The 23,648-nt window shown below is 68.8% G+C and carries 17 protein-coding genes and 1 pseudogene; 9 read left to right on the top strand and 9 right to left on the bottom strand.

Going from position 1 to position 23,648, the window contains the following annotated elements:
* The first annotated feature begins 7 nt into the window (after window positions 1-7).
* Both nirD and ACTJKF_RS06730 read left to right on the top strand, forming a co-directional pair.
* A complete protein-coding gene (gene nirD, locus ACTJKF_RS06735; protein WP_440622780.1) occupies window positions 8-352 on the top strand; it encodes a nitrite reductase small subunit NirD in 345 nt (114 codons plus the stop codon).
* A gap of 16 nt (window positions 353-368) precedes the next feature.
* Window positions 369-4,546: pseudogene (locus tag ACTJKF_RS06730) on the top strand (molybdopterin-dependent oxidoreductase).
* 55 nt (window positions 4,547-4,601) lie between these two features.
* Here ACTJKF_RS06730 and ACTJKF_RS06725 read toward each other — a convergent pair.
* Window positions 4,602-4,943: a hypothetical protein gene (locus ACTJKF_RS06725; RefSeq protein WP_440622779.1), complete on the bottom strand. Its 342-nt coding sequence runs from the start codon at window positions 4,941-4,943 to the stop codon at window positions 4,602-4,604.
* A gap of 275 nt (window positions 4,944-5,218) precedes the next feature.
* Between ACTJKF_RS06725 and mprF the strand changes: the two genes are divergently transcribed.
* Complete coding sequence (gene mprF / locus ACTJKF_RS06720) at window positions 5,219-7,813, top strand: bifunctional lysylphosphatidylglycerol flippase/synthetase MprF (RefSeq protein WP_440622778.1); 2,595 nt, start codon at window positions 5,219-5,221, stop codon at window positions 7,811-7,813.
* Window positions 7,810-9,090 (top strand): virulence factor family protein, encoded by a 1,281-nt coding sequence (locus ACTJKF_RS06715; protein ID WP_440622777.1) that lies wholly within the window; start codon window positions 7,810-7,812, stop codon window positions 9,088-9,090. Before mprF ends, ACTJKF_RS06715 begins: the two co-directional genes overlap by 4 nt.
* A 73-nt stretch (window positions 9,091-9,163) precedes the next feature.
* On the opposite strand, the gene ACTJKF_RS06710 is transcribed toward ACTJKF_RS06715, so the two are convergent.
* From ACTJKF_RS06710 to ACTJKF_RS06695, 4 genes are all read right to left on the bottom strand, one after another.
* On the bottom strand, window positions 9,164-9,619 hold the full coding sequence (locus ACTJKF_RS06710; RefSeq protein WP_440622776.1) for a DUF934 domain-containing protein: 456 nt from the start codon (window positions 9,617-9,619) through the stop codon (window positions 9,164-9,166).
* Window positions 9,616-11,400 carry a nitrite/sulfite reductase gene (locus tag ACTJKF_RS06705; RefSeq protein ID WP_440622775.1) on the bottom strand — a complete coding sequence of 595 codons (1,785 nt, stop codon included), beginning with the start codon at window positions 11,398-11,400 and terminating at the stop codon, window positions 9,616-9,618. The genes ACTJKF_RS06710 and ACTJKF_RS06705 overlap by 4 nt, the downstream gene beginning before the upstream one ends.
* A 204-nt stretch (window positions 11,401-11,604) precedes the next feature.
* Window positions 11,605-12,000, bottom strand: a complete 396-nt coding sequence (locus ACTJKF_RS06700) for a hypothetical protein (RefSeq protein WP_440622774.1) — start codon at window positions 11,998-12,000, stop codon at window positions 11,605-11,607.
* 85 nt (window positions 12,001-12,085) lie between these two features.
* Window positions 12,086-13,525 (bottom strand): PLP-dependent aminotransferase family protein, encoded by a 1,440-nt coding sequence (locus tag ACTJKF_RS06695; protein WP_440622773.1) that lies wholly within the window; start codon window positions 13,523-13,525, stop codon window positions 12,086-12,088.
* Window positions 13,526-14,040: 515 nt separating this feature from the next.
* On the opposite strand from ACTJKF_RS06695, the gene ACTJKF_RS06690 reads away from it, so the two are divergent.
* Both ACTJKF_RS06690 and ACTJKF_RS06685 read left to right on the top strand, forming a co-directional pair.
* Window positions 14,041-15,165: an extracellular solute-binding protein gene (locus ACTJKF_RS06690; protein WP_440622772.1), complete on the top strand. Its 1,125-nt coding sequence runs from the start codon at window positions 14,041-14,043 to the stop codon at window positions 15,163-15,165.
* Entirely contained in the window at window positions 15,162-16,937 is a 1,776-nt protein-coding gene (locus ACTJKF_RS06685; RefSeq protein ID WP_440622771.1) for a diguanylate cyclase domain-containing protein, read from the top strand. The genes ACTJKF_RS06690 and ACTJKF_RS06685 overlap by 4 nt, the downstream gene beginning before the upstream one ends.
* A gap of 116 nt (window positions 16,938-17,053) precedes the next feature.
* Here ACTJKF_RS06685 and ACTJKF_RS06680 read toward each other — a convergent pair whose 3' ends face one another.
* From ACTJKF_RS06680 to ACTJKF_RS06670, 3 genes are all read right to left on the bottom strand, one after another.
* Complete coding sequence (locus tag ACTJKF_RS06680) at window positions 17,054-17,353, bottom strand: DUF4148 domain-containing protein (RefSeq protein WP_440622770.1); 300 nt, start codon at window positions 17,351-17,353, stop codon at window positions 17,054-17,056.
* A 270-nt stretch (window positions 17,354-17,623) separates the two neighbouring features.
* Window positions 17,624-17,881, bottom strand: a complete 258-nt coding sequence (locus tag ACTJKF_RS06675; RefSeq protein WP_440622769.1) for a hypothetical protein — start codon at window positions 17,879-17,881, stop codon at window positions 17,624-17,626.
* Window positions 17,882-18,219: 338 nt separating this feature from the next.
* Window positions 18,220-19,068: a sulfite exporter TauE/SafE family protein gene (locus ACTJKF_RS06670; protein WP_440622768.1), complete on the bottom strand. Its 849-nt coding sequence runs from the start codon at window positions 19,066-19,068 to the stop codon at window positions 18,220-18,222.
* A gap of 236 nt (window positions 19,069-19,304) precedes the next feature.
* Here ACTJKF_RS06670 and ACTJKF_RS06665 point away from each other — a divergent pair, with 236 nt between their 5' ends.
* Both ACTJKF_RS06665 and ACTJKF_RS06660 read left to right on the top strand, forming a co-directional pair.
* Window positions 19,305-20,228, top strand: a complete 924-nt coding sequence (locus tag ACTJKF_RS06665; RefSeq protein WP_440622767.1) for a LysR family transcriptional regulator — start codon at window positions 19,305-19,307, stop codon at window positions 20,226-20,228.
* Between the two features lie 104 nt (window positions 20,229-20,332).
* The gene (locus ACTJKF_RS06660; RefSeq protein WP_440622766.1) at window positions 20,333-20,965 is read left to right on the top strand and encodes a LysE family translocator; all 633 of its coding nucleotides are present in this window, start codon (window positions 20,333-20,335) and stop codon (window positions 20,963-20,965) included.
* A 183-nt stretch (window positions 20,966-21,148) separates the two neighbouring features.
* Here ACTJKF_RS06660 and ACTJKF_RS06655 read toward each other — a convergent pair whose 3' ends face one another.
* Complete coding sequence (locus tag ACTJKF_RS06655; protein ID WP_440622765.1) at window positions 21,149-22,834, bottom strand: purple acid phosphatase family protein; 1,686 nt, start codon at window positions 22,832-22,834, stop codon at window positions 21,149-21,151.
* Window positions 22,835-23,143: 309 nt separating this feature from the next.
* Here ACTJKF_RS06655 and ACTJKF_RS06650 point away from each other — a divergent pair, with 309 nt between their 5' ends.
* Window positions 23,144-23,443, top strand: coding sequence for a YXWGXW repeat-containing protein (locus ACTJKF_RS06650; RefSeq protein ID WP_440622764.1), 300 nt, complete (start codon window positions 23,144-23,146; stop codon window positions 23,441-23,443).
* The last annotated feature ends 205 nt before the right edge of the window (window positions 23,444-23,648 follow it).

Below are 23,648 nucleotides of genomic sequence, written 5' to 3'. Positions count from 1 at the left end.
GCCCATCATGAACGACCGTCTTCCCCTGTCCTGGACCCGCGTGTGCCCGCTCGACGACATCGTGCCGAACACCGGCGTGTGCGCGCTCGTCAACGGCGAGCAGGTCGCGGTGTTTCATGTCGAGCATGCCGACGGCGGCGTGTTCGCGATCGACAACGTCGACCCGGTGTCGCGCGCGGCCGTGATGTCGCGCGGGCTGATCGGCAGCCTCGGCGAGCGCGTCGTCGTCGCGTCGCCGCTGTACAAGCAGCATTTCGACCTGCGCACCGGCGAATGCCTCGAAGCACCCGAGCAGTCGGTGAGCGCGTATCCGTCGCGGGTCGAGGACGGCTTCGTGTGGATCGCTGCCTGAGCCACCTGGAGCACGCATGACCGCCACCCCCGTCAAGAGCGTGTGCCCGTACTGCGGCGTCGGCTGCGGGATGGTGCTGCACGTCGAGGATGACGAGGTCGTCAAGGTATCGGGCGACGCAGACCATCCGACCAACTTCGGGCGGCTGTGCACGAAGGGCTCGTCCGCGCACGTCGCGTTGCGCCGCTCGGGGCGGCTCGACCGCGCGTTCGTGCGGCACGCGCGACAGGACGACCTCGTGCCGCTGCCGGCGCGCGACGCGATCGCCGAGACCGCGCGGCGGCTGCGCGCGGTGCTCGATGCGCATGGCCCCGATGCGCTGTCGTTCTACGTCTCGGGGCAGATGTCGATCGAGGCGCAGTACCTCGTGAACAAGCTGGCGAAGGGCTTCGTCGGCACCAACAACATCGAGTCGAACTCGCGGCTGTGCATGGCCAGCGCGAGCACCGGCTACAAGCAGTCGCTCGGCGCCGACGGCCCGCCCGGGTCGTACCAGGATTTCGACCGCGCGAACCTGTTCTTCGTGATCGGCGCGAACATGGCCGACTGCCATCCGATCCTGTTCCTGCGGATGATGGATCGCGTGAAGGCCGGCGCGAAGCTGATCGTCGTCGATCCGCGCCGCACCGGCACCGCGGACAAGGCCGACCTGTTCCTGCAGATCCGGCCGGGCACCGATCTCGCGCTGACCAACGGGTTGCTGCACCTGCTGCACGCGAACGGCCGCACCGACGCCGCATTCATCGATGCGTACACCGAAGGCTGGGACGCGATGCCCGCGTTCCTCGCCGACTACACGCCCGAGCGTGTCGCCGAGATCACCGGGCTCGCGGAAGCCGACCTCCGCACGGCCGCGCAATGGATCGGCGAGGCACCGGAATGGATGAGCTGCTGGACGATGGGGCTCAACCAGAGCACGCACGGCGTGTGGAACACCAACGCGATCTGCAACCTGCATCTCGCGACGGGCAAGATCTGCCGCCCCGGAAGCGGGCCGTTCTCGCTGACCGGCCAGCCGAACGCGATGGGCGGGCGCGAGATGGGCTACATGGGGCCCGGCCTGCCGGGCCAGCGCTCGGTGGCGTCCGACGACGACCGGCGCTTCGTCGAGAACCTGTGGCGNGCACGCTGCGCGAGGAAACCGGCCACGGCACGGTCGACCTGTTCGAGCGGATGGCGGCCGGCGCCATCAAGGCGTGCTGGATCGTCTGCACGAATCCGGTCGCGACCGTGCCGAACCGCCAGAACGTGATCGCGGGGTTGCAGGCCGCGCAGCTCGTGATCGCGCAGGACGCGTTCCTCGATACCGAGACCAACCGCTACGCGGACATCCTGCTGCCCGGCGCGCTGTGGGCCGAGGGCGACGGCGTGATGATCAACTCCGAGCGCAACATGACGCTGATGCGCGCGGCGATCGCGCCGCCCGGCGACGCGCTGCCGGACTGGCGCATCGTCGCGGAAGTCGCGCGTGCGATGGGGTTCGGCGCGGCGTTCGACTATGCGTCGGCGGCCGACGTGTTCGACGAGATCGTGCGTTTTTCGAATCCGGCGACCGGCTACGACCTGCGCGGCGCGAGCCACGCGGCGCTGCGCGACGGCCCGGTGCAATGGCCGGTCGCACCGGGCACCGCGCGCGAGCGGCATCCGATCCGCTACCTGAACGACGGCGTGAGCCAGACGCCGCGCACGGCGGCCGACGGGCACGCTGCGCCGCGTCTCGCGTTTCCGACGCCGTCGGGCAAGGCGCGCTTCTTCGCGCGGCCGCACGTCGCGCCGGCCGAATTGCCCGACGCCACGTTCCCGATCGTGCTGAACACCGGGCGGTTGCAGCATCAATGGCACACGATGACGAAGACGGGCAAGGTCGGGATGCTGAACAAGCTGAATCCGCGCCCGTTCGTCGAACTGCATCCGGACGACGCGTGCGCGCTCGGGATCGCCGCCAAGGACAGCGTCGAGATTCGCTCGGCGCGCGGCCGGGCGGTGCTGCCGGCCGTCGTGACCGAGCGCGTGCAGCGCGGCAACTGTTTCGCGCCGATGCACTGGAACGACGTGTACGGCGACGACCTGTGCATCAACGCGGTGACCAACGACGCGATCGATCCCGAATCGCAGCAACCCGAACTGAAATACTGCGCGGTCGCGCTGACACGCGTCGAAACCGATGCGTTCGCGTCCGCCGATGACGACGCGGCACGACCCGACGCGAGCGCCGACGATGCGCGTCCCGCGCCGGCGATCGTGCCGACTCTCGCTTCACAGGAATCCGACATGGCAGACCTCGACACTTTCGCGGCCGCACTCGGCGTGGCCGATCTCGTGCCGCCGCCGCTTTCCGATGCGGAGCGCCTGTACGTGGCCGGCCTCGTCAGCGGGCTGAAGGCGAGCGCCGGCCGGCGCGAAGGCAGCGTGCCGGTGCTGCCGGCCGGCGCGCCGCTCGCGCCGCCGGTGCGGTTCTGGCTCGACGGGATGCTCGCGGGGCTGTTCAGCCGCTCGCTGCCCGCTCACGCGGCGCATGCCGCGGCGCCCGCGCTGCCCGCCGAAGCCGCCGCGCCCGGCGGCGTGCGGATCGTGCGCACGCGGCCGAAGGTCACGCTGCTGTGGGCGTCGCAGACCGGCAACATCGAATCGCTGACCGAGGACTACGCGACCCAGCTGATGAACGCGGGATTCGAGATCCGCACCGCGTGCATGTCCGACTATCCGGTCGCGTCGCTGGCCGGCGCGCAATACGTGCTGCTGATGACGAGCACGTTCGGCGACGGCGATGCGCCCGACAACGGCAGCGAATTCTGGGATGCGCTGCAGGCCGGCGGTGCCGCGCGCCTCGACGGCGTGCACTTCGCGGTGCTCGCGTTCGGCGATCGCAACTACGACCAGTTCTGCGGGCACGGCCGCCGGCTCGATGCGCGGCTCGCGGAACTCGGCGCGGCGCGGCTGTGCGCGCGCGTCGACTGCGATGTCGAATTCCAGCGCGATGCGGATCAGTGGCTCGAACGCGTCGTCGCGCGGATCAAGGAAGCCGATGCGGCGCTGCACGCGGTGCCGTCCGCCGGGTTGAGTCCGTCGGGGCTGCTGCCGACGAAGGCGCATCCGGCGCCGTCGAAGCTCGTCGCGAACCTGCGGCTGAACCGGCCGGGTGCCGCGAAGGACACGCGCTACGTGTCGCTGTCGACCGAAGGCGCGAACCTCGAATACGAAGCCGGCGACGCGCTCGGCGTGTGGCCGACCAACTGTCCCGAGCTGGTCGACGAGTTGCTGTCCGTTACCGCGCTGAAGGCCGACGCGCCGGTGTCGATCGCGGGCATTGGCGACGTGCGGCTCGGCGATGCACTCACGCGCCACTTCGACATCACGCGCCCGCATCCGGACACGCTCGCGTTCATCGCGTCGCGCAGCGCGAATGGCGCGCTGAAGGCGCTGCTCGGTGACGATCGCAAGGCCGACCTGAAGCAATGGTTGTGGGGGCAACAGCTGGCGGACGTGCTGCACGAGTTTCCGGTCGAGCTGTCGGGCCCCGAGCTGGTCGCGATGCTCAAGCGCATGCAGCCGCGCCTGTATTCGATCGCGTCGAGCCCGAGCGCGCACCGGGGCGAGATCCACCTGACGGTGTCGGCCGTGCGGTATCACAACGGCCGCCGCGCGCGCAAAGGCGTCGCGTCGACGTTCCTCGCCGATCGTGCGGACGACGGCCGCGTGCCGGTGTTCGTGCAGAAGTCCGCGCATTTCCGGCCGCCGGTGAACGGCGACGTGCCGGTCGTGATGGTCGGACCCGGAACCGGTGTCGCGCCGTTTCGCGGCTTCCTGCACGAGCGGCAGGCGCGCGGCGCGCGCGGGCGCAACTGGCTGTTCTTCGGCGAGCAGCATGCGCAGACCGACTTCTACTACGGCGAGGAGCTGAGCGCGATGCACGACGGCGGCTTCCTGACGAAGCTCGATCTCGCGTTCTCGCGCGACCAGGCCGACAAGATCTACGTGCAGGACCGGATGCGCGAGCAGGGCGCCGAGCTGTACCAGTGGCTGGAAGAGGGCGCGCACTTCTACGTGTGCGGCGACGCGGCGCGGATGGCGAAGGACGTCGACACCGCGCTGAAGGCGGTCGTCGCGGAGCACGGCGGGATGTCGGACGAAGCGGCGAACGACTACGTCGCGAAGCTCGCGAAGGCGCGGCGCTACATGCGGGACGTGTATTGAGCGCGGGCGCGGCGGGCGCCGTCCGGGGCGCGCCGCCCGCCGCTGCGTTGCCGGCTTATTGCTGCCGCTCCCGCGCGCGCGCCTGCTCGGCGCGCACGAACGCTTCCGACGACTGCGGCAGCAGGTTGCGGAATGCGCCGTCGTCGCGTTCGATCACGTCGACCATCTTCGCGATCATTTCCCCCCTGATCGTGCCGTTCGAGCGGGAAGGCCGGCAAAGCTGCGGGCGGTCATCGACGTGCTGCGCGAGCGGGCGAAGTGACGGCCCGACACGGGCGCGACGAAGGGCGCGATAATCTGTCCCCATTCCCCAAAACCCGCGTCCGCTCGTGGTTTTGCGCTCACGGGCGCGGCCCGGCCGGGAGAATTTTTCCCGAATCCGCGATTCGTTATTCATCCGATGAAACATGGCTGCCGGTTCCCGGTATGATGCGCATCTTGCGCATGATTTGCGGCCGGTTTTGATACGACATTGATGCGTGCAGCACCACAAAACCGCACAAAGCAGCCCGAAAGATTTTGTAATATAAGTGCCGTATACTCGTAAGCTCTGACCCAGGCGCCGCCTGCCGCCGTCCCAGGCCGGCCGCTCATGCAGAATAACCCGATTCGTCGCCGCCCGGCCGTCCCGCGTCGCGCCGCGACATGCTATGCACCACCACTGAACCATCTATGTCTTCCCGCCACCCTGGTCCGCCCGGCCGTACCGCGGCGGTGATCGCCCGTGTCTCGACGCTGATCCGCAACGAGCGCGTGCTGTCGCCGCTGCTCGCGCTCGGCATCGGCCTGCTGCTGATCGTGGTGTTCCAGCACCTGTCCGAATCCGTCGACTACCGGTCGGTGATCCGCCAGCTGCGCCACATGGCCGTCGGCGAGTGGGGCGCGTCGCTGGCCGCGACGGCCCTCAGTTATCTCGCGCTGGTCGCTCGCGATGCGGTCGGCCTGCGCTACGTCGCCGCGAAAGTGCCGCGCGCCGCGCTGTGGATCGGCGCGATCGCCGGCTCCGCGCTCGGCAATGCGACCGGCTTCGGCGCGCTGACGGGCGGCGCGGTGCGCGCGCGCGTGTACGGCGTGTCGGGGGTGACGCCCGCGCAGATCGGCCGGATGACCGTATTCACCAGCGGCACGCTCGCGCTTGCGCTGGTGCTGATGACGGCGATCGGCATGGTCTGCGTGCCGCAGACGCTCGCCGCGATGCTGCATGTCGCGCCCGCCGTGCTGACCTGGAGCGGCGCCGCGTTGCTCATCGTGCTGGCCGTGATGACGGCGCTGTGCGGCAACACCGCGCGCCCGGTCGTCACGCGCTTCACATGGCTCGCGTTCGACGTGCCGGCGCGGCGCGACCTCGTCGCGCAGGTCGTCTATGCGGTGCTGGACGTCGTGGCCGCCGGCCTGACGCTGTGGGTGCTGCTGCCGGCGGCGCCGGTCGGCTTCCCGACCTTCATCACCGTGTATGCGGCCGCGCTGCTGCTCGGGATGATCGGCCATACGCCGGGCGGGATCGGCGTGTTCGAAGCCGCGATGGTCTTCACGCTGGGCCGCGAAGTGCCCGCGCATGCGATGGTCGCCGCGCTGATTGCGTATCGCGCGATCTACTTCGGCGTGCCGCTCGTGCTGTCGGCCGGCCTGCTGGCCGGCTTCGAGGGCCGCGCGCTGCGCCGCCGGCTCGTGACGCGGCAGGCCGCGCGCGTGTCGCAACTGGCGCCGCTGTTCCTGAGCCTCGTGACTTTCGCGGTCGGCGGGATGCTGGTGATCTCGAGCGCGACGCCGGCGTTCTGGCACCGGATCGCCATTCTGCGCAACATCGTGCCGCTGTGGGTGCTCGAAGGCTCGCAGGTGATCTGCAGCGTGCTGGGCGTCGCGCTGCTGTTCGTCGCGCGCGGGCTGCTGCGCCGGCTGGACGGCGCATGGTGGATGACTTTCGCGCTGACGCTCGCGAGCCTCGCGCTGTCGCTGGCGAAGGGGCTCGCCTTCGTCGAGGCCGGCGTGCTCGGCACGCTGCTGGTGCTGCTGCTCGTCAGCCGCCGCCGTTTCAACCGCCATTCGTCGCTGCTCGCCGAGCGCTTCACCGTGAGCTGGTTCGTGTCGGTGACGATGGTGCTCATTCTCGCCGTGTGGGTGTTGTGCTTCGCATTCCGCGACATCCCGCTCACGCGCGATCTGTGGTCGCATTTCTCGTTCGACGCACGCGCGCCGCGCGCGCTGCGCGCGACGCTCGCGTCCGGCGTGTTCGTCGCGATGTTCGCGTTGTGGCAACTGCTGCGCCCGGCGCCCGGGCGTTTCATGAAGCCGGCCGAGCAGGACCTGGTCGACGCGGAACAGATCATCCGTGCGCAAGAATGCAGCGATGCGGGCCTCGCGCTGATGGGCGACAAGTCGTTCCTGTTTTCCGAATCGCGCCGCGCGTTCCTGATGTACGCGAAAAACGGCCGCACGTGGGCCGCGCTGCACGACCCGGTCGGGCCGCGCGAGGAATGGCCGGCGCTGATCAGCAAGTTCATTGCGCTGGCGCACGCGCACAGCGGTCGCGCGGCGTTCTACCAGGTCCGCGCGAACGCGCTGCCGCTGTATCTCGATGCCGGCCTCACGCTGATGAAGCTGGGCGAGGAAGCGCACATCGCGCTCGACCAGTTCGACCTGAAGGGTTCGAACCGTTCGCACCTGCGCTATGCGCTGCGCCGCGGCGACAAGGACGCACTGACGGTCGAGGTGATCGCGCCGTGCGACGTGCCGGCCGCGCTGCCGTCGCTGCGCGACATCTCCGACGGCTGGCTCGACAGCCGCGACGCGCGCGAAAAGAGCTTCTCGGTGGCCGCGTTCCACGACGGCTATCTCGCGACGCAGTCGGTGATGCTGGTGCGCCAGGCCGACACGCCGATCGCGTTCGTCACGTTCATGACGACCGACCTCAACACCGAGGCGACCGTCGGCGTGATGCGCCATCTGCCGGAAGCGTCGCCGTATGCGATGGAGTATCTGTTTACGCAGCTCGCGCTGCATCTGAAGGAAGCGGGGTTCCGCAAGCTGAGCCTGGGCATCGCGCCGTTCTCGGGGATGGGGGCGGCGAAGATGCCGTCGCCGTTCCACCGGCTCGGCCTGATGGTCTGGCGCTTCGGCGGCCGCTTCTACAACTTCCGCGGCTTGCGTGCATTCAAGAGCAAGTTCGAACCGCACTGGGAGCCGCGTTATCTCGCGGCCTCGGGCTCGGTCGGCGTGTTCGTCACGCTCGCGGACCTGTCCCTGCTGGCTGGAGGTCGGCGTTCATGATGGTGAAGAAGGGTATCGCGCGGGCGGCTGTCGCCTGCGCGGGAATGATGCTGGCCGGCGCCGCGTTCGCGGCGCAGCCGGCTGCGGCGAAACCGGAAACCGTGTCGGGCGGCCGCTACGGCCCCGTGACCGTGACGAAGCCGAGCGGCCCGCTGCGCGGCTTCGTCGTGCTGTTCTCGCGCGAGCGCGGCTGGGGCGCGGCCGACCAGCAGGCGGCCGACGCGCTCGCGAAGGCGGGCGCGATGACGGTCGGCGTGGATTCGGCGCGCTACGCGGCGAACCTTGCCGCGAAGCAGGAGACCTGCCACCACCTCGACGGCGACGCCGAGGCGGTCAGCCACCAGCTCGAGCGCCTCGCGCAATCGGCGCGCTATTACACGCCGATCGTCGCGGGCGTGGGCCAGGGCGGCGCGATCGCGAAGCAGATCCTGTCGATGGCGCCGGAGAATACGATCGCCGGCGTCGTGTCGGTCGACCCGGCCGCGAAGCTCGATGCGCGCTTCAAGCCGTGTCCGCCCGATCCGACGATCGTGCGCCGCGCGATGCCGGGCTTCGTCGAAACGGCTGCGGCTGGCGACACCGCGAAGCTCGTGTCGCTCGTCACGTCGCACCTGCACGACACCAGCGCGAGCGACGAGCTCGACGTGTCCGACCTGCCGCTCGTCGAGCTGCCGGCCAAGGGCGGCAGCGACCGCCTCGCGATCGTGATCTCGGGCGACGGCGGCTGGCGCGATCTCGACAAGACGATCGCCGAGGCGCTGCAGCGCGACGGCGTGTCGGTGGTCGGCATCGACAGCCTGCGCTACTTCTGGAGCGAGAAGCCGCCCGCGCAGGTGAGCCGCGATCTGGCGCGCGTGATGCGCACCTACATGGCGCGCTGGCATGCGAACCGCGTGGCGCTGGTCGGCTATTCGTTCGGCGCGGACGTGATGCCGTTTGCGTACAACCGGCTGCCGGCCGATCTGCGCGACAAGGTCTCGGTGATGTCGCTGCTCGGCTTCGCGCCGGCGGCGGATTTCCAGATCCGCGTGACGGGCTGGCTCGGGATGCCGGCGAGCGACAACGCGCTGAAGGTCGCGCCGGAAATGGCGAAGGTGCCGCCGCACCTCGTGCAGTGTTTCTACGGCGCGGAAGAGAAGGAAACGATGTGTCCGGCGCTCGTGAATACCGGTGTCGACGTGATCAAGACGGGGGGCGACCACCACTTCGGCCACGACTACATCGCGCTCGAGAAGAAGATTCTCGGCGCGTTCGGCAAGCCGGTGGCGGCGCGCTGAACGGCGGCGCCCGCTTCGCGGCGGGCGTGGCGCTTGAGGTTCATCGGACGGGCGGCCTGCGGGCCGCCCGTCGTCATTTCCGGGGCGGCGCCGGCACCGTTGGCGCGGCGTCCTGCCGCGTTGCTGCCGTTCTCGCATCGCGCTGATAGAAGCCCGGAAACCGGTCGAGCTGCCGGCGCGCGGCCGCGAGATCGGCATCGGCGCCCAGCACCGCGCTCGAGAAACCGGTGCGCTCCATCAGCAGCAACTGGTCGATCAGCACGTCGCCCGTCGCGCGCAGGTCGCCGGCGAAGCCGAAGCGCTTGCGCAGCAGGTACGCCTGGCTGTATGCGCGGCCGTCGGTGAAGGACGGGAAGTGCAGGTCGATGCGCGCGGCCTGCGCGATCTGTTGCGCGAGCGGCGGCAGTTCGTCGTCGTTGGCGATCGTCAGCGTCGTGGCGTCGCACTCGCTCGCGTCGCCGGCGTGTTCGGCGGGCGTCAGGAGCCGGATTCGCGCGTTTGCAGGCGCGCGTTCGTCGGTGGGTTTCATGCGTGCTCCGCGTGATGGCGTGCGTCGTTGGCCGCGGCCTTGAACGGCTCCGCGCCGATGCGGCGCACCGTGTCGATGAATCGTTCGCTGCGGCCGTCGATATCGAGCCGCGCGTCGAGATACGCGTTGACGAGCGCATCCACGACGTCGACGATCTCGTCCGCCGAGAACGACGGGCCGATCACCTTGCCCGCCCGCGCGGGGCCGCTCGCGCTCGAACCGTCCGAGCCGCCGAGCGTCACCTGGTACCACTCCGCGCCGTCCTTGTCGACGCCGAGGATGCCGATGTGCCCGCTGTGATGATGGCCGCACGAGTTGATGCAGCCGCTGATGTGCAGATCGATGTCGCCGACGTCGTGCAGCATGTCGAGGTCCTGGAAGCGTTCGGCGATGGCGTCGGCGATCGGAATCGAGCGTGCGTTCGCGAGCGCGCAGAAATCGCCGCCGGGGCACGCGATCATGTCGGTCAGGAGTCCGACGTTCGCGCTGGCGAGACCGATCGCGCGAGCGTGCTCCCACAGCAGGAACAGATCGTCGGCATGCACCCACGGCAGCACCACGTTCTGCGCATGCGTGACGCGTGCCTCGCCGGCCGAGAAGCGGTCGGCGAGCTCGGCGAGCGCGTCGAGCTGCCCGGGCGACGCGTCGCCGGGGGCTTGCAGGCGGCGCTTGAACGACAGCGTGACGATCCGCAACGCCGGGTCGCGATGGGGCGCGACGTTGCGCGCGAGCCAGCGTCCGAAGGCCGGATGGCGCGTGGCGAGCCCGGCCATGCGTGTGTTCGCGTCCTGCAGGTCGAGCATGCGCGGCGTGATACGCGGCGGCACGAACGAGGCCGCGATGCGGTCGAACTCGGCCTGCGGGATCGTGTGCGGGCCGCCGTCGTGTTCGACGATCTGGCGGAACTCTTCCTCGACGTCGTCGATATAGCGCTGCCCCTCGCTCTTCACGAGGATCTTGATGCGCGCCTTGTACTTGTTGTCGCGCCGGCCGTAGCGGTTATACACGCGAACGATCGCCTCGATGTAGTTCATCACGTGCTGCCACGGCAGGAACGCGCGCAGCAGCGTCGCGATCAGCGGCGTGCGGCCCATGCCGCCACCGGCGCTCACGCGAAAGCCGAGTTCGCCCGCATCGTTGCGCACGAGCTTCAGCCCGACGTCGTGCCAGTCGGTCGCCGCACGGTCCTCGGCCGCACCGGTGATCGCGATCTTGAACTTGCGCGGCAGGAACGCGAATTCCGGATGCAGCGTCGTCCACTGGCGCATCACTTCGGCGAACGGCCGCGGATCGGCGATCTCGTCCGGCGCGACGCCCGCGCGTTCGTCGCACGAAATGTTGCGGATGCAATTGCCGCTCGTCTGGATCCCGTGCATGTCGACGGTCGCGAGCAGGTCCATCACGTCGGCCGCCTTCGCGAGCGGAATCCAGTTGAACTGCACATTGGTGCGGGTCGTGAAGTGCGCGTTGCGGATCGGCAGGCGCAGCGTGCCGAGCAGCGCCTGCGCGTCGCACGCGGCGCGATAGGTGGCGTCGTCGGGCACGTCGTAGTCGCGTGCGATCCGCGCGAGCACGCGCAGCTGCGCGCTCGACAGCTCGCCGTACGGCACGGCGACGCGCAGCATCGGCGCATGGCGCTGCACGTACCAGCCGTTCTGCAGGCGCAACGGCCGGAACGCGTCCTCGCTCAGCGTGCCGTGCTGCCAGCGTTCGAGCTGGTCGCGGAACTGGGCGGCGCGGCTGTGCACGAGCGCCCGGTCGAAATCGGTATATCGATACATGACGTGATACGCGAGAGGGGCGACGGCGCGGGGGGCGCGCGTCGCTCGGGAGGGGACGTTGCGACGGGTGTCAGGCAACCGGAGACAGCGTAGGGAACGCGGGGCGGTGGGACAAGCAGCAGATCGGCGCGAAAAGGGCGCAGCAGATCGATCGCGCGCCGGCGCATGGCGGGCGGGCGCGGCGCATGCGCGCGTCAGCGTCGCTTACGCCGGTGCGTCGGCGATCAAGGCCGGATCGAGCGCGCGGATACGCTGGTCGATGAAGTAGCCGCCACCTTCCTGATAGCGCAGGAACAGTCGGTCGCACGACACGCAGCGGCTGACGTTGCAGCGGTTGTACGGGAAATGGCGCGGCGCGATCGGCGCGTCGTCCGACCAGTAGCGTGTGCCGGCCGGATGGTATTCGTCGTAGGTCGGCTCGGGGTCGCCGGGCGGCGCGAGCGTCGCGACTTCGACGAGCTGCGCGTCCTGCAGCGACAGCGGCAGGCTGGTCCAGCCTGCCAGCGAGGTGTTCGTGCAGCGGCACGGCTGCGTGATGCCGGCGGCGTCGGCGGCGAGCTTCAGCAGCGCGGCGTGATCGAGGTGGGGCAATGCGCTCATGAGACGGGAGTCGGACGAAGAAGCGAAGGGGCTTGCACTGTAACCCGTGTGCGCGTCGGCTGCACGGCTGCGGCGTGCGCGCGGCTCAACCGGCCTTGCGTACCGCCGGCTCGGCGACCAGCTCGCCGAGCACGCGGATCGCGCGTTCGATGTCGCGGTTCCACGGATGGCCGAAGTTCACGCGCACGCAGCGCTCGAAGCCATGCGCGGCCGAGAACAGCGGCCCCGGCGCGAAGCTGATGCCGTGTGCGATCGCCTGGCGATGCAGTTCCATCGCATCGATCGCATCGGGAAACGACAGCCACAGGAAATACCCGCCGTCCGGCCGCACCCATTCGACGCCGTCGGGCAGCCAGCGCCGCAGCGCGTCGTCCATGCGCGCGAGCTGCGCTTGCAGCGCGCCGCGCAGCTTGCGCAGGTGACGATCGTAGCCGCCGTGCTCCAGATAGTTCGCGATGCCGGCCTGCGCGGGAATGCTCGCCGACAGCGTGGTCATCAGCTTGAGCCGCTGCACCTTCTCCGCGAACCGTCCGGCGGCGGCCCAACCGATCCGGTAGCCGGGCGCGAGCGTCTTCGAGAACGAACTGCAATGCATCACGAGGCCGTGCCGGTCGAAAGCGCGCGCGGGCAGCGGATAGTCGGGGCCGAAATGCAGCTCGCCGTACACGTCGTCCTCGATCAGCGGCACCTCGCGCGCGGCGAGCATCTCGACGAGCGCGCGCTTCTTCTCGATCGACAGCGTGACGCCGGTCGGATTCTGGAAATTGGTCATGAACCAGCACGCGCGGATGTCGTGCCGGTCGAGCGCGTTGGCGAGCGCTTCGAGATCGAGGCCCGTGCGCGGATCGACGGGAATCTCGACCGCGCGCAGGTCGAGTCGCTCGATCGCCTGCAGCGCCGCGTAGAAGCCGGGCGATTCGACCGCGACGACGTCGCCGGGCCGCGTGACGGCCATCAGGCACAGGTTCAACGCCTCGAGCGCGCCGTTCGTGACGACGATCTCGTCGACGGGCTGCGCGACGCCGGTCGCGAGATAGCGCCGCGCGATCTGCTGGCGCAGCGCTTCATTGCCGGGCGGCAGATCGACGACCGTGCTCCACGGGCTCACGAGCCGCGTCGCCTGCGCCAGCGACTTCGCGAGACGCGGCAGCGGAAACAGTTGCGGCGAAGGGAACGCGGAGCCGAGCGGCACGATGCCGGGCTGCGTCGCGGCGTCGAGCACCGAGAACACGAGATCGCTGATGTCGACCTTGCGTGTGGCGCCGGCGGCGGCGCGGCTCGCGCGGCGTTTCTCGGGCGGATTCGCGGCGGGGCCAGCGCCGGGCGCGACGTAATAGCCGGAGCGTTCGCGCGCGCGGATCAGCCCCCACTGCTCGAGCAGGTAGTACGCGCGAAACACCGTCGACTGGCTCACGCCATGCTGCGCGATGATCTGCCGCAGCGACGGCAGGCGCGTGCCGACCGCGAGGTTGCCTTGGCGAATTTCGTCGGCGATCGTATGAGCGAGGGTTTCGTAGCGTTTCATCGGCGCGGAAGGAGCACGTCGCCGCCGCGCGCGGGCCGGTGCGGCACCGCGCCGGCGGGGGCGGGCCATTGTCCGACGAGCGGCCTGAAAAGGAAAGTGCGACGGCCGAGGCGCGTCGTGCCTTTTCGGGAACGTCGGTTGCTTTGGGCGGTTTGTGTCGCGTCGCGCCGCGTTCGGCTTCCCGTTGAGGGCGTTCGTGGCGGATGCGCATCGTCGCCGATCGCATCGTACGCGTGCGCGGTGCATGCGGTGTGCGGCCAGCGCCGCAACCGCGAACGGAATCGGAATCGTTCCGTAACGTCTTTCGCCTGATCTTTCTTCTCTTGCTTGATTCGTGCGACGGGTCTGGATGCGTGCGACGACATGCAATCGAATGAGCGTAGACGTATCGCCGTATCGCCGTATCGCGTTTCGTATGCGCGAACACGGTGTTCGTGCGGCTTGTTCCGATTGCGCCGCGCTATTTTTTATGGTCTCGTTGCAAATCAAGCATCGACGCTAAAAAGGACAGTCGAATGCATACGGGGAATGCGGGCGAGGACCGATTCATCAGCGGAATCGGCACGTATCGGCGCGTGCGCCGAGCTGTGTGCCAATTGCTTGTCGTTGTGTCGCTGGGCTTGCCGGGCCTGGCCGTGTGCGCCGCGTCTCCCGAGGCCGCCAGCGACAGCGTGCTGCGTGTGCTCGCGTGGCCGGGCTATGCGGACAACGATGTCGTCAATGCATTTGAGACGCAATTCCATGTGCGCGTCGAAGTGACGTTCGTCGATTCCGATGAAGCGTTGTGGACGCGCATGCACAGCGCGTCGCCACCGCCGTACGACGTGCTCGCGGCCAATACGGCCGAGATCCAGCGCTATACACAGGAAGGTCTGCTCACGCCGATCGACCTGTCGCAGATCCCGAACCGCCGGCGGCAACTGCCGAATTTCCAGCAACTCGAGGCGATCGGCGGGCTCGTGCACCGCGGCGGTGCCTACGCGATTCCGTTCACGTATTCGTCGATGGGCCTGATCTACGATCGCAAGCAGGTGCCGGCCGCGCCGCACTCGATGCTCGAACTCTGGAACCCGCGGTATCGCGGCAAGGTACTCGACTTCAACAGCGCGCAGCATAATTTTTCGTTCACCGCGCTCGCGCTCGGCTATCGCGATCCGTTTCATCTGTCGGCCTCGCAAACGCTCGCGGTCGCGCACAAGCTGATCGACCTGCGGCGCAACCTGCTGACGTATTACACACTCCCGGAAGAAGCGACCGCGCTGTTCGTCCAGCATCGCGCGGCGCTGATGTTCGGCAACTACGGCACGCAGCAGGTCGAACAATTGCGCCGCGCCGGTGCGGACGTCGGTTACGTGATTCCGGATGAAGGTGCGCTCGCGTGGCTCGATTGCTGGGGCGTCACGCGCGGCGCGGTGCATCGCAACCTCGCGTTCGCGTGGATCAACTACATGCTCGAACCGGCGATCGGCACGCTGCTGACCGAACGCCAGGGGCTCGCGAATACACTCGAGACGCCACCCGGTCTCGAGGCCGGCCACCAGCATCTCGTCTGGATCCAGCCGGTCGAGAACATCGCGCGGCGCGAAGCGCTGTGGAGCCGCATCGTGTCGGGCGACCGCCCGGAGCGGTTCGCAAAATGATCCGGCTCGGGCTGACCTCGAAGCTGTCCATGCTGTTCGCATGCATCGGCGTGATCGCATCCGGCGCGACCGGCTACTACACCTATCGCGCGAACCGGACGATGCTCGTGCAGGAAGCGCAGCACAGCCTGCTGATGTCGACGCAGTTGCTCGGGCAGCGCTTCACGACCGCGTTGTCCGACGTTGCCGACGATACGCTCGTGCTCGCGCAATTGCCGTCGTCGGCGCTCGTCGCGACCACCGACGGCCCCGATCGCTCCCCGCGCACGCGGCTCGAGCAGGTGTACTACAGCTTCATGAGGAATCACCCCGAGTACCTGCAGGTCCGCCTGATCGCGCGCGACGGCTTCGGGCTCGAGCGGATTCGCGTCGATCGCGACGCACGCGGCATCGTCGTGCTGCCGGACAGTGCGCTCCAGGAAAAAGGACAGTTTTCCTACGTATTCGATACGCTCGCAACGGCGCCGGGCCATATCTACCTGTCGCCGATCGCGATCAATCACGAGACCGGTTCGCATGCGGCCGAGGGGCTGCCGATCGTGCGCGTGGGCACGCCGGTCGTCGACACGGCCGGCCAGGTCGTCGGCGCGCTGATCGTCGACGTCGAGCTGTCGCGCATGTTCGAGCGGCTCGAGCGCGATCTGCCGGACGACTACGCGGTGTATCTCGCGAACGAGTGGGGCGATTTCCTCGTGCATCCCGATCCGTCGCAGACGTTCGGCTTCGATCGCGGGCGGCGCGTGCTGATGCAGGACACGTTTCCCGCCACGCGGCTGCTGTTCGTCGGGACGCGCACCAGCGTGACGCTCGACGGTCTCGCGCAGCCCGACGAAGCACCGGGCCAGATGTTCGCGTTCGTGCGCACGCCGTTCGGGCACACCGAGGGCAACCGCTACATCGTGCTCGGCATGGCGCGGCCGCTGATGGATGTGCTGACGCCGGCCGGGGTGCTCGGCGGGCGGATCATCCGGATGGTGCTGATCTCGAGCCTGATGGCGGTGATCCTCGCGATCCTGTTCGCGAGCGCGATCACGCGGCCGCTGCAGATGCTCGCGCGCGCAGCCACCCACGTGTTCGACGATCCGGCCGCCGAGCGGCTGCCGGTCGCGCGGGCCGACGAGATCGGCGTGCTCGCGCGCTGTTTCGACAGCATGCGCGTCGAGATCCGCACGCAGGTCGCGATGCTGCGCGCGAAGCAGCTGGAGCTCACCCACCTCGCCGGTCACGACCCGCTGACCGGGCTGCCGAACCGCCTGCTGTTCATGGAGCATCTGGATGCCGCGATCCGGCATGCGGCCGCGGTGCACGAGGGGCTGGCGGTGATGTTCGTCGATCTCGATCGCTTCAAGCAGATCAACGACCAGCACGGCCACGCGGCCGGCGATCGCACGCTCGTCGCAGTCGCGAAACGGCTGAGCCAGGTCCTGCGCAGCGGCGACATGGCCGCGCGGCTCGGCGGCGACGAATTCATCGTGCTGATTTCGGACGTGCGTGCGCCGGCGGTGATCGGCGACATCGCGTCGCGCATCCAGCTCGTGATGGCCGAGGAACTGGAGTTCGGCGACCGGCACCTGGCCGTGGGCGCGAGCATCGGCGTCAGCGAATACCCGGCCGATGGCGCGTCGGCCGAGGAGTTGCTGGTCAAGGCCGACGCGGCGATGTACGCGGCGAAGGCGGCCGCGCAGTGCGCATGCGTGCGTTACCAGGAACTGCTGGGCGGCGGCGTTGCCATGGATGGCGCCGGTCGCGTCGCGGCGGGCGGCAGCCGCTGATGGCGGGCCGGCCACGCGGACGCCGGAAAGGCGACGAGCCCGTCGCGCGACGGGCTCGCTGGCGCTGCGCGAACTGCGCGCGACGCGCGCAGCGGCAGGCTGAGTGGTGCTGAGGCTTAGTGGCCGAAGTAAACCGAGTCGCGCGCGTTCTGCACCTTGACTGCCGGTGCGCTGCCTTGCACGACCGGGGCCGCTTGCGCGCCGTAGCCGCTGTTGTCGGCGCCGTGCACGCGCGCTTGCGCGGCCTGGATGTCGGCCGGGTAGTACGGGCTCGACTGGCTCGGGGTGTAGCCGGTCTTTTCGAGCTGGACGAGTTCGTTGCGCACTTGTGCGCGGGTCACGGTGCTTTGCGCGAATGCGCCGAACGAGGCGGACAGGGCGACAGCGGCAACGACTGCGGAAACGAGCGATTTCATGATGACCTCCGATGTTCTGTTGACTTCGCCGGCGACACCATGTCGTGAGCGATTGAGATCATCGTAGGCTTCGACGGACCTAGGGTAAACGTGGATTCCAGCGAAAGATCCTTGCGAGCCAGGCAATAATTTCAGGATAAATGTGATCCGGCCCCATTCGGTGTTGCGGGAATTGCAAGCGGCGGGCGGGCAGGCGAGAGGGGCGCCGTGCATGGGCGGGCGCCCGGCGGTGGGGTATGGCAGGTAGGACGGGACGATGGGGAGGCCGGATCAGACGCTGTCGTCGTCGATTTCCTTGCGCTCGCGGCGTTCCTCGTTGCCGCGGCGCGCCCGCAGGCGCTGGCGCGACAGCACCGCGATCACTTGCTGGGTCGGCGCGCCGGACGGCAGTTCGTTGCGGATGCGATCGGGCACCATCGGCAGGCCCGCGCGCTGACGGCGCAGTGCCTTCGCGATCGCCCGGCGGCATTCGTCCCCGTGGCAATCCCATTCATCGCGGATTCGCTGGCAATAACGGCATGGTTCCATCGGGACAGTCTAACGCGTCTTGCGGATCGAGGCCGGGTGTGCGTGAGGACGGAAAGGAACGATGCCGGGTGCGGCCGGCTCACCGGAGCGACCAGATCCCCCAGATGGCAATCAGCAAACCCAGGCCGAATCCGCAGCCCAGCAACACGTATGTTTCCATTTCGCGCCTCTGAAAAACGCGCCGTCGCCGATGTCGCGGCCGGCCGGCAGGTAGGTAAATTGCAATACCGGTATCGCGCGCCTGCCCGTTTTCACGGTGTCGAGCGCGGTCCGTCGAGGCCGCGAATACTACGCTTCCCAGCTTTCAGAACGCATGCGCGATGGCGCGCTGGCCGACGTCATTTCGTGTTGGCGTGCGCGTTGTCGAGATGGGCGCCGGGCGGCGCGGTGGGGCGGAAGACGCCCGATTTCCAGATCATCTGGGACGCCGCGACGAGCACGAACAGCAGGACGACCATCCGGAAGAGCCGCGGCGACATCTTGTCCCGCAGCGGGCGAACGAGCCACATGCCGGCGATGGCGGGCAGGCTGGCCGCGGCCGAAATCGCGAGATCGGCGCCGCTCGCGTGTGCGGTGCCGCTGAACGTCGTGATCAGCGTGACGATCGACACCACCAGGATGATCGCGATCTGCTTCGTGAAGGCCCGGCCGGTCGCGCCGGACGAAATCAGGTAGGTGGCGAGCAACGGCCCCGGCACCGACGCGATGCTCTCCATCAGCGCCGCGCCGAACCCGAGCGCGAATCCGACGGGCTTTTGCCACGCCGGCGGCAGGTTCAGCTTCGGCGCGCTCAGCATCAGCGTCGCGGCCACGATCAGCAGCGCGCCCGACGCGGCTTGCGCGTGGCCGGCGTTCAGCGACAGCAGGATCGCGACGCCGACGACGTTGCCGAACACGGTGCCCGCGATCGGCGCGGCGATCTTGCGCGCGGTGGCCAGCACCTCGCCGCCTTCCAGCGCCTGCGGAATGTTGCCGAGAATGATCGGCATCGACAGCAGCAGCACCGCATGCCGGATCGGCAGGAACTGGCTGAGGATCGGCATGGCCACCAGCGGGACGCCGATGCCGGTGATCCCCTTGACCATCCCGCCGAGCAGCAGCGCGACGGCAATGCCGACCAGGTCGAGAACCGGGAGCCCATGCAGGCTGGAAACCAACACACCTTCAGTCAGGTTGAGATGAATCATCGGGAGCAGGTCGAGACATAAGCGGGTACGTCGGCAGGGGGCGTCCTTTCGACGCTGCATCTTACCCGAGCACGGTGCGAAACGTCGGACGCGGTCGCCCGGCCGCATCGGACCGCACGCCGGCCTGGCCGATCCTGGCCTCGCATGCCGTCGAATATCGCCGCTCCGGTTCAAATCCGTTCATGATGTGCGACCCTGTCATGTGAAAAGTACATGAACCGAAACAAGGAGGCGAGATGACGCTTGCGCAGTTGCAGGCCCTGGCGGCCGTCGTCGAACTCGGCTCGCTGACGGCCGCGGCCGACCGGCTCAGCCGCAGTCAATCCGCGATCAGCCATGCGTTGACCGAACTGGAGGACCTCACCGAGGTCAAGCTGCTGGTGCGCGACCGCCAGCCGGTCGTCCTGACCGCCGCGGGCGAACGGCTGTGGCCGTACGTGCAGAACGTCGTGCGGGAAGCGCAGACGCTGCGCCAGCAGTTCGGCCTCGCGCGCGGCAAGCTCGAAGGGCGGCTGGTGGTGGCGTCGTTGCCGAGCGTATCGCTCGCCTTCGTCGTCCCCGCGCTCGAGACGTTGAAGGCCGCGCATGAGGGCGTGACGGCGGTGCTGCTCGAAGGGACGGACGCGGAAGTCGAGGGGTGGCTCGACGACGGCACCGCCGACATCGGCGTGGTCGCCGGCACGAAGACCTTCGCGCACGATCTGCCGCTGCTCGACGAGGATTTCGTCGCGGTCGCGGCGGACGGCCTGTTCGACGGCCGCAAGCGCGTGTCGGCGAAGCTGTTGGCCACGATGCCGTTCATCTTCTCGAAGGCGGGGTGCGGGCCGGTCATCGCGGACTACTTCGCGCGCAACGGTGCGTCGCTTCGCGCCGCATTCAACGTGGTCGAGATGCGGACGATCCTGTCGATGGCCGAGGCGGGAATGGGCGTGTCGATCGTCCCGCGCATCACGCTGACCTATACGCCGTTCGCCGGCCGGGTGCTGGAGCTGTCGCCCAGGCTGCACCGTTCGGTGCGACTGTCGTGGAACGCGACCGGCAACCCGGTTGCCGACGCATTCGTGAAGCTGGTCGACGCACAGCGCATGAAAACGGGAAAGGCGCTTCAGGCGCGGGCGAAGAAGCGCAAGTCACGCGCCGGCAGCGTAATGACGCGGTGAAGGGCATGCATGGACGACTTGCAGTTTATTCATGCCGGCTGCCGTCGGCATGCAATATATTGTTCGACATTCGTCCCGCCCTCATCGCCTCGATGGAGACCACCATGCCGGCCTTGCCCACCCTGATCGCTTTCGGACTCGTGTCGCTCGGCATGGTCCTGACGCCCGGTCCGAACATGATCTACCTGATTTCGCGCTCGATCTGCCAGGGGCGCCGCGCGGGGCTGGTGTCGCTCGGCGGCGTCGCGCTCGGGTTCGTGTTCTACATGTTCTGCGCGGCATTCGGCATGACCGCGCTGGTGCTGACCGTGCCGTACGCGTATGACGCGCTGCGCTTTTCCGGCGCGGCGTACCTGTTGTATCTCGCGTGGCAGGCGCTCAAGCCCGGCGGTCGTTCCGCGTTCCAGGTCCGGCAATTGCCGCACGACAGCGGCGCGCGGCTCTTCACGATGGGGTTCGTCACGAATCTCGCGAATCCGAAGATCGCGGTGATGTACCTGTCGCTGCTGCCGCAGTTCATTTCCCCAGGGCACGGCAGCGTGCTCGCACAATCGCTGGCGCTGGGCTGCGTGCAGATCGCGGTCAGCGTCTGCGTCAACGCGCTGATCGCGAGCATGGCCGGGGCCATCGCGGGGTTGCTTGCCGGTCGGCCGGTATGGGCGCTGGTGCAGCGTGGGTTGATGGGCACGGTGCTGGCCGGACTGGCCGTGCGTATCGCGCTGGAATCGCGCCGCTAGCGGCGCGGTGGCTTGCGGCGGTTGCGGGCCGGATAGGGTCGGGTAGGGTCGGGTAGGGGCGCGTGGCTGTCGTCGCCGGCAAGCTCACGGTTTCGCCGTCTCTGCAAGCGGATCGCGCGCCGTCCCGCATGCGCCCACCGCGGCCGCCCGCCGCGCGATCACGCGCCGCGGGCGGCCGTCGCATCAGCGCTCGCCGCGCTTCTTGCTCAGCTCGATCGTCTCGAACAGTTCGTACTGTGCGCTCGGGTGCTGATCCGCGCCCGGCGCATGGTAGTAGCGCATCGTGATCGTCGTCTGGCCGCCCGGCTGGCCCGGATCGTGGTCGAACACGGCGATCCCGTAGCCCGTGCCCGTGTCGCGGCGCGCGGACCAGATCGCATCCTCCAGCGCGTCGGCCGGCTTGCGCACGAAGGTGTTCGCCGCCGTGCCCGGCACCGGCCGGTTCGGCTTCGTGAAGACCTTGGCCTGCGCATAGCCGGTTGCCGGGTTCTCGCCGTACACGTCGAGCGGCGCGCTGGTGCCGCCGCCGCCGAGGATCAGGTGGATCGTGCCGTGGCTCGTGTCGAACGTCGTGCGGTCCGGGTCGGCCGTGCCGACCGGACGCGGCTGCAGCGTCTCGACGACTTCGCCGGTCGAGGCGTCGACGCCCGCGCGGTGATTGCAGCCGCGCACCGGATAGCTGCGCTCGTAGTCGTGATCGTGGCCGCACAGCACGAGGTCGACGCCGTAACGGTCGAACAGCGGCAGCCAGGCCTCGCGGATGCCCTTGTCCGAGCCGTTGCCCGTCTTCGACGAACTCAGCGCGTCCTGGTGCATCTGCACGACGATCCAGTCGATGTCGTCGTCGTGCGACGCATGCCGCAGCGTGTGCTCGAGCCAGCGCGTCTGCTCGCCGTGGCTGTAGCCGCGCACGTAGAACGACGTGCCCGGTTCGATCGGCGCGCGGCCGGTGCTCGCGGCCGGCACCAGCGGAGCAGGGCCGCCGACGAACGCGGCCGCATCCTGGTACACGACGTCGTCGGCGTCGAGCGACACGAACAGCACCGAGCTCACGCGAAAGCTGTACCAGCGGCCCGGGAAGCGCGTGCCGTTCTCGGGCAGCGTATAGCGCGCGAGATAGGAGTCGAGCCCCTGCGGCCCGTTGTTGAATTCGATCTCGTGATTGCCGGGGCAGGGCATCCACGGACGATTCGCGGCCGACGTCTGGTTGTTGTTGCCGAAGTCGCGCCACACTTCCGGCTGGTGCGCGGGGTTCAGGTTCGCATAGCAGAGGTCGCCGTTCAGCAGGTGGAACAGCGGCTGGAACTGCTCGACGGCCTGCACCGCGAAGCGGCTTTGCGGCGACGACAGCACCCACGCGCCGTTCGGCGTCGCGAGGTCGCCGTAGCTCGTGAAGCGGAACGGTGCGCGCCCGCGCGGCGCGGTCGTGAAGGTCGCGGCAAACGGCTGTGCGGCATTGCTGTCGTTGTCGGCCGTGAGTTCGTAGCGGTAGCGCGTGTTCGGCTTCAGCCCGTGCACGCGCGCGTGGTACGTGAACACCGTCTCGCCGTTCAGGCCATCGGTATAGAGGCGCTGCACGCCGTGCACGGTGCGTGCCGGTTCGCCGTCGGCGACGATGCGCGCGCGCGGATTGACGGCCGGCGCGAGCGACGCCCACGAGATCGCGACTTCGGACGTCGGGTCGCTGCCCCACGTCAGGTGGACCTGTTCCGGGGTGCCGTCCGGGTTCGACGCGGCGGCACGGGTGGCCGCGAGCCCGCCCGCGGCGGTGGCGAGGCTGGAGACGCCGGCCAGTTTCAGGAAGCCGCGACGCGATACGGAAGCGGCCGGCTCGTTCGACTCGGCGGAGAAATTGTCCTGGTTCGACATGGTCGTAGTTTCGTTGGATGACACGCGAAATGCGGAACCGCCCGGCCGTGCGCGAGCACGTCCGGGGCGTGGGCCGGAAACGAGCGGGATTCCGGTGACAGGCATTGTCGAAGTGCAGTTTTGCCGGGTTGTGACAGACGGTGATCGACGCACGGCGCCCGCGAGTCGACGGGGTGCGTAGCAGCGTGGCCGGCGCGGCGGAAATTTATTTGCCGGTGGCGCGACGGGTTTGGGCCGGATGCGTCGTTTAACGCATGAACGGCCACTTCCGGCCGAGCACGTTCGATACGCGATGCTTCGGAGTCTTGCATGAAACTTTCCATTTCATTACGGTTTGCCGCAGGTTGCGCGGCCGCGCTGGCGACGTCCGCCGCGTTCGCGCAGGCCGTCATCGTCGCACCCGTCGCACCGCCGCCGCCGCGCGTCGAAGTGATGCCGGCGCCGCGCGCGGGCTACGTGTGGGACCCGGGCCACTGGCACTGGCGGCAGGGCCGCTACGTATGGATCCCCGGGCACTGGCAAGGCGTTCGCGCCGGCTATCGCTGGATGCCCGGCCACTGGGCCGCGCGCGGTCCGAACTGGCGCTGGGTGCCGGGCCACTGGGCGTGACGCGCCAGGTGCCGTGCGGTACGCCGCACCCGTTCGGCCGGACTTCCATGCAACCTCGCGAGTCACGCCATGCCTTTGCGAACCCTCGTGATCCTGGCCGTCGCGGCCGCCGTGCTGGCGGGCTGCGTCGTGGTGCCGGCGCGTCCGGTGTATTACCGGCCGGCGCCGGTCGTCGTATATTGAGCGCGCCGGCCGGCGGGCAATC

Origin of the sequence: Burkholderia sp. 22313 (assembly GCF_052045245.1) — a bacterium.
Lineage (GTDB): Bacteria > Pseudomonadota > Gammaproteobacteria > Burkholderiales > Burkholderiaceae > Burkholderia.
The sequence above is the reverse complement of the archived record's forward strand: the minus strand, read 5'-3'. Positions and strand labels throughout refer to the sequence as shown.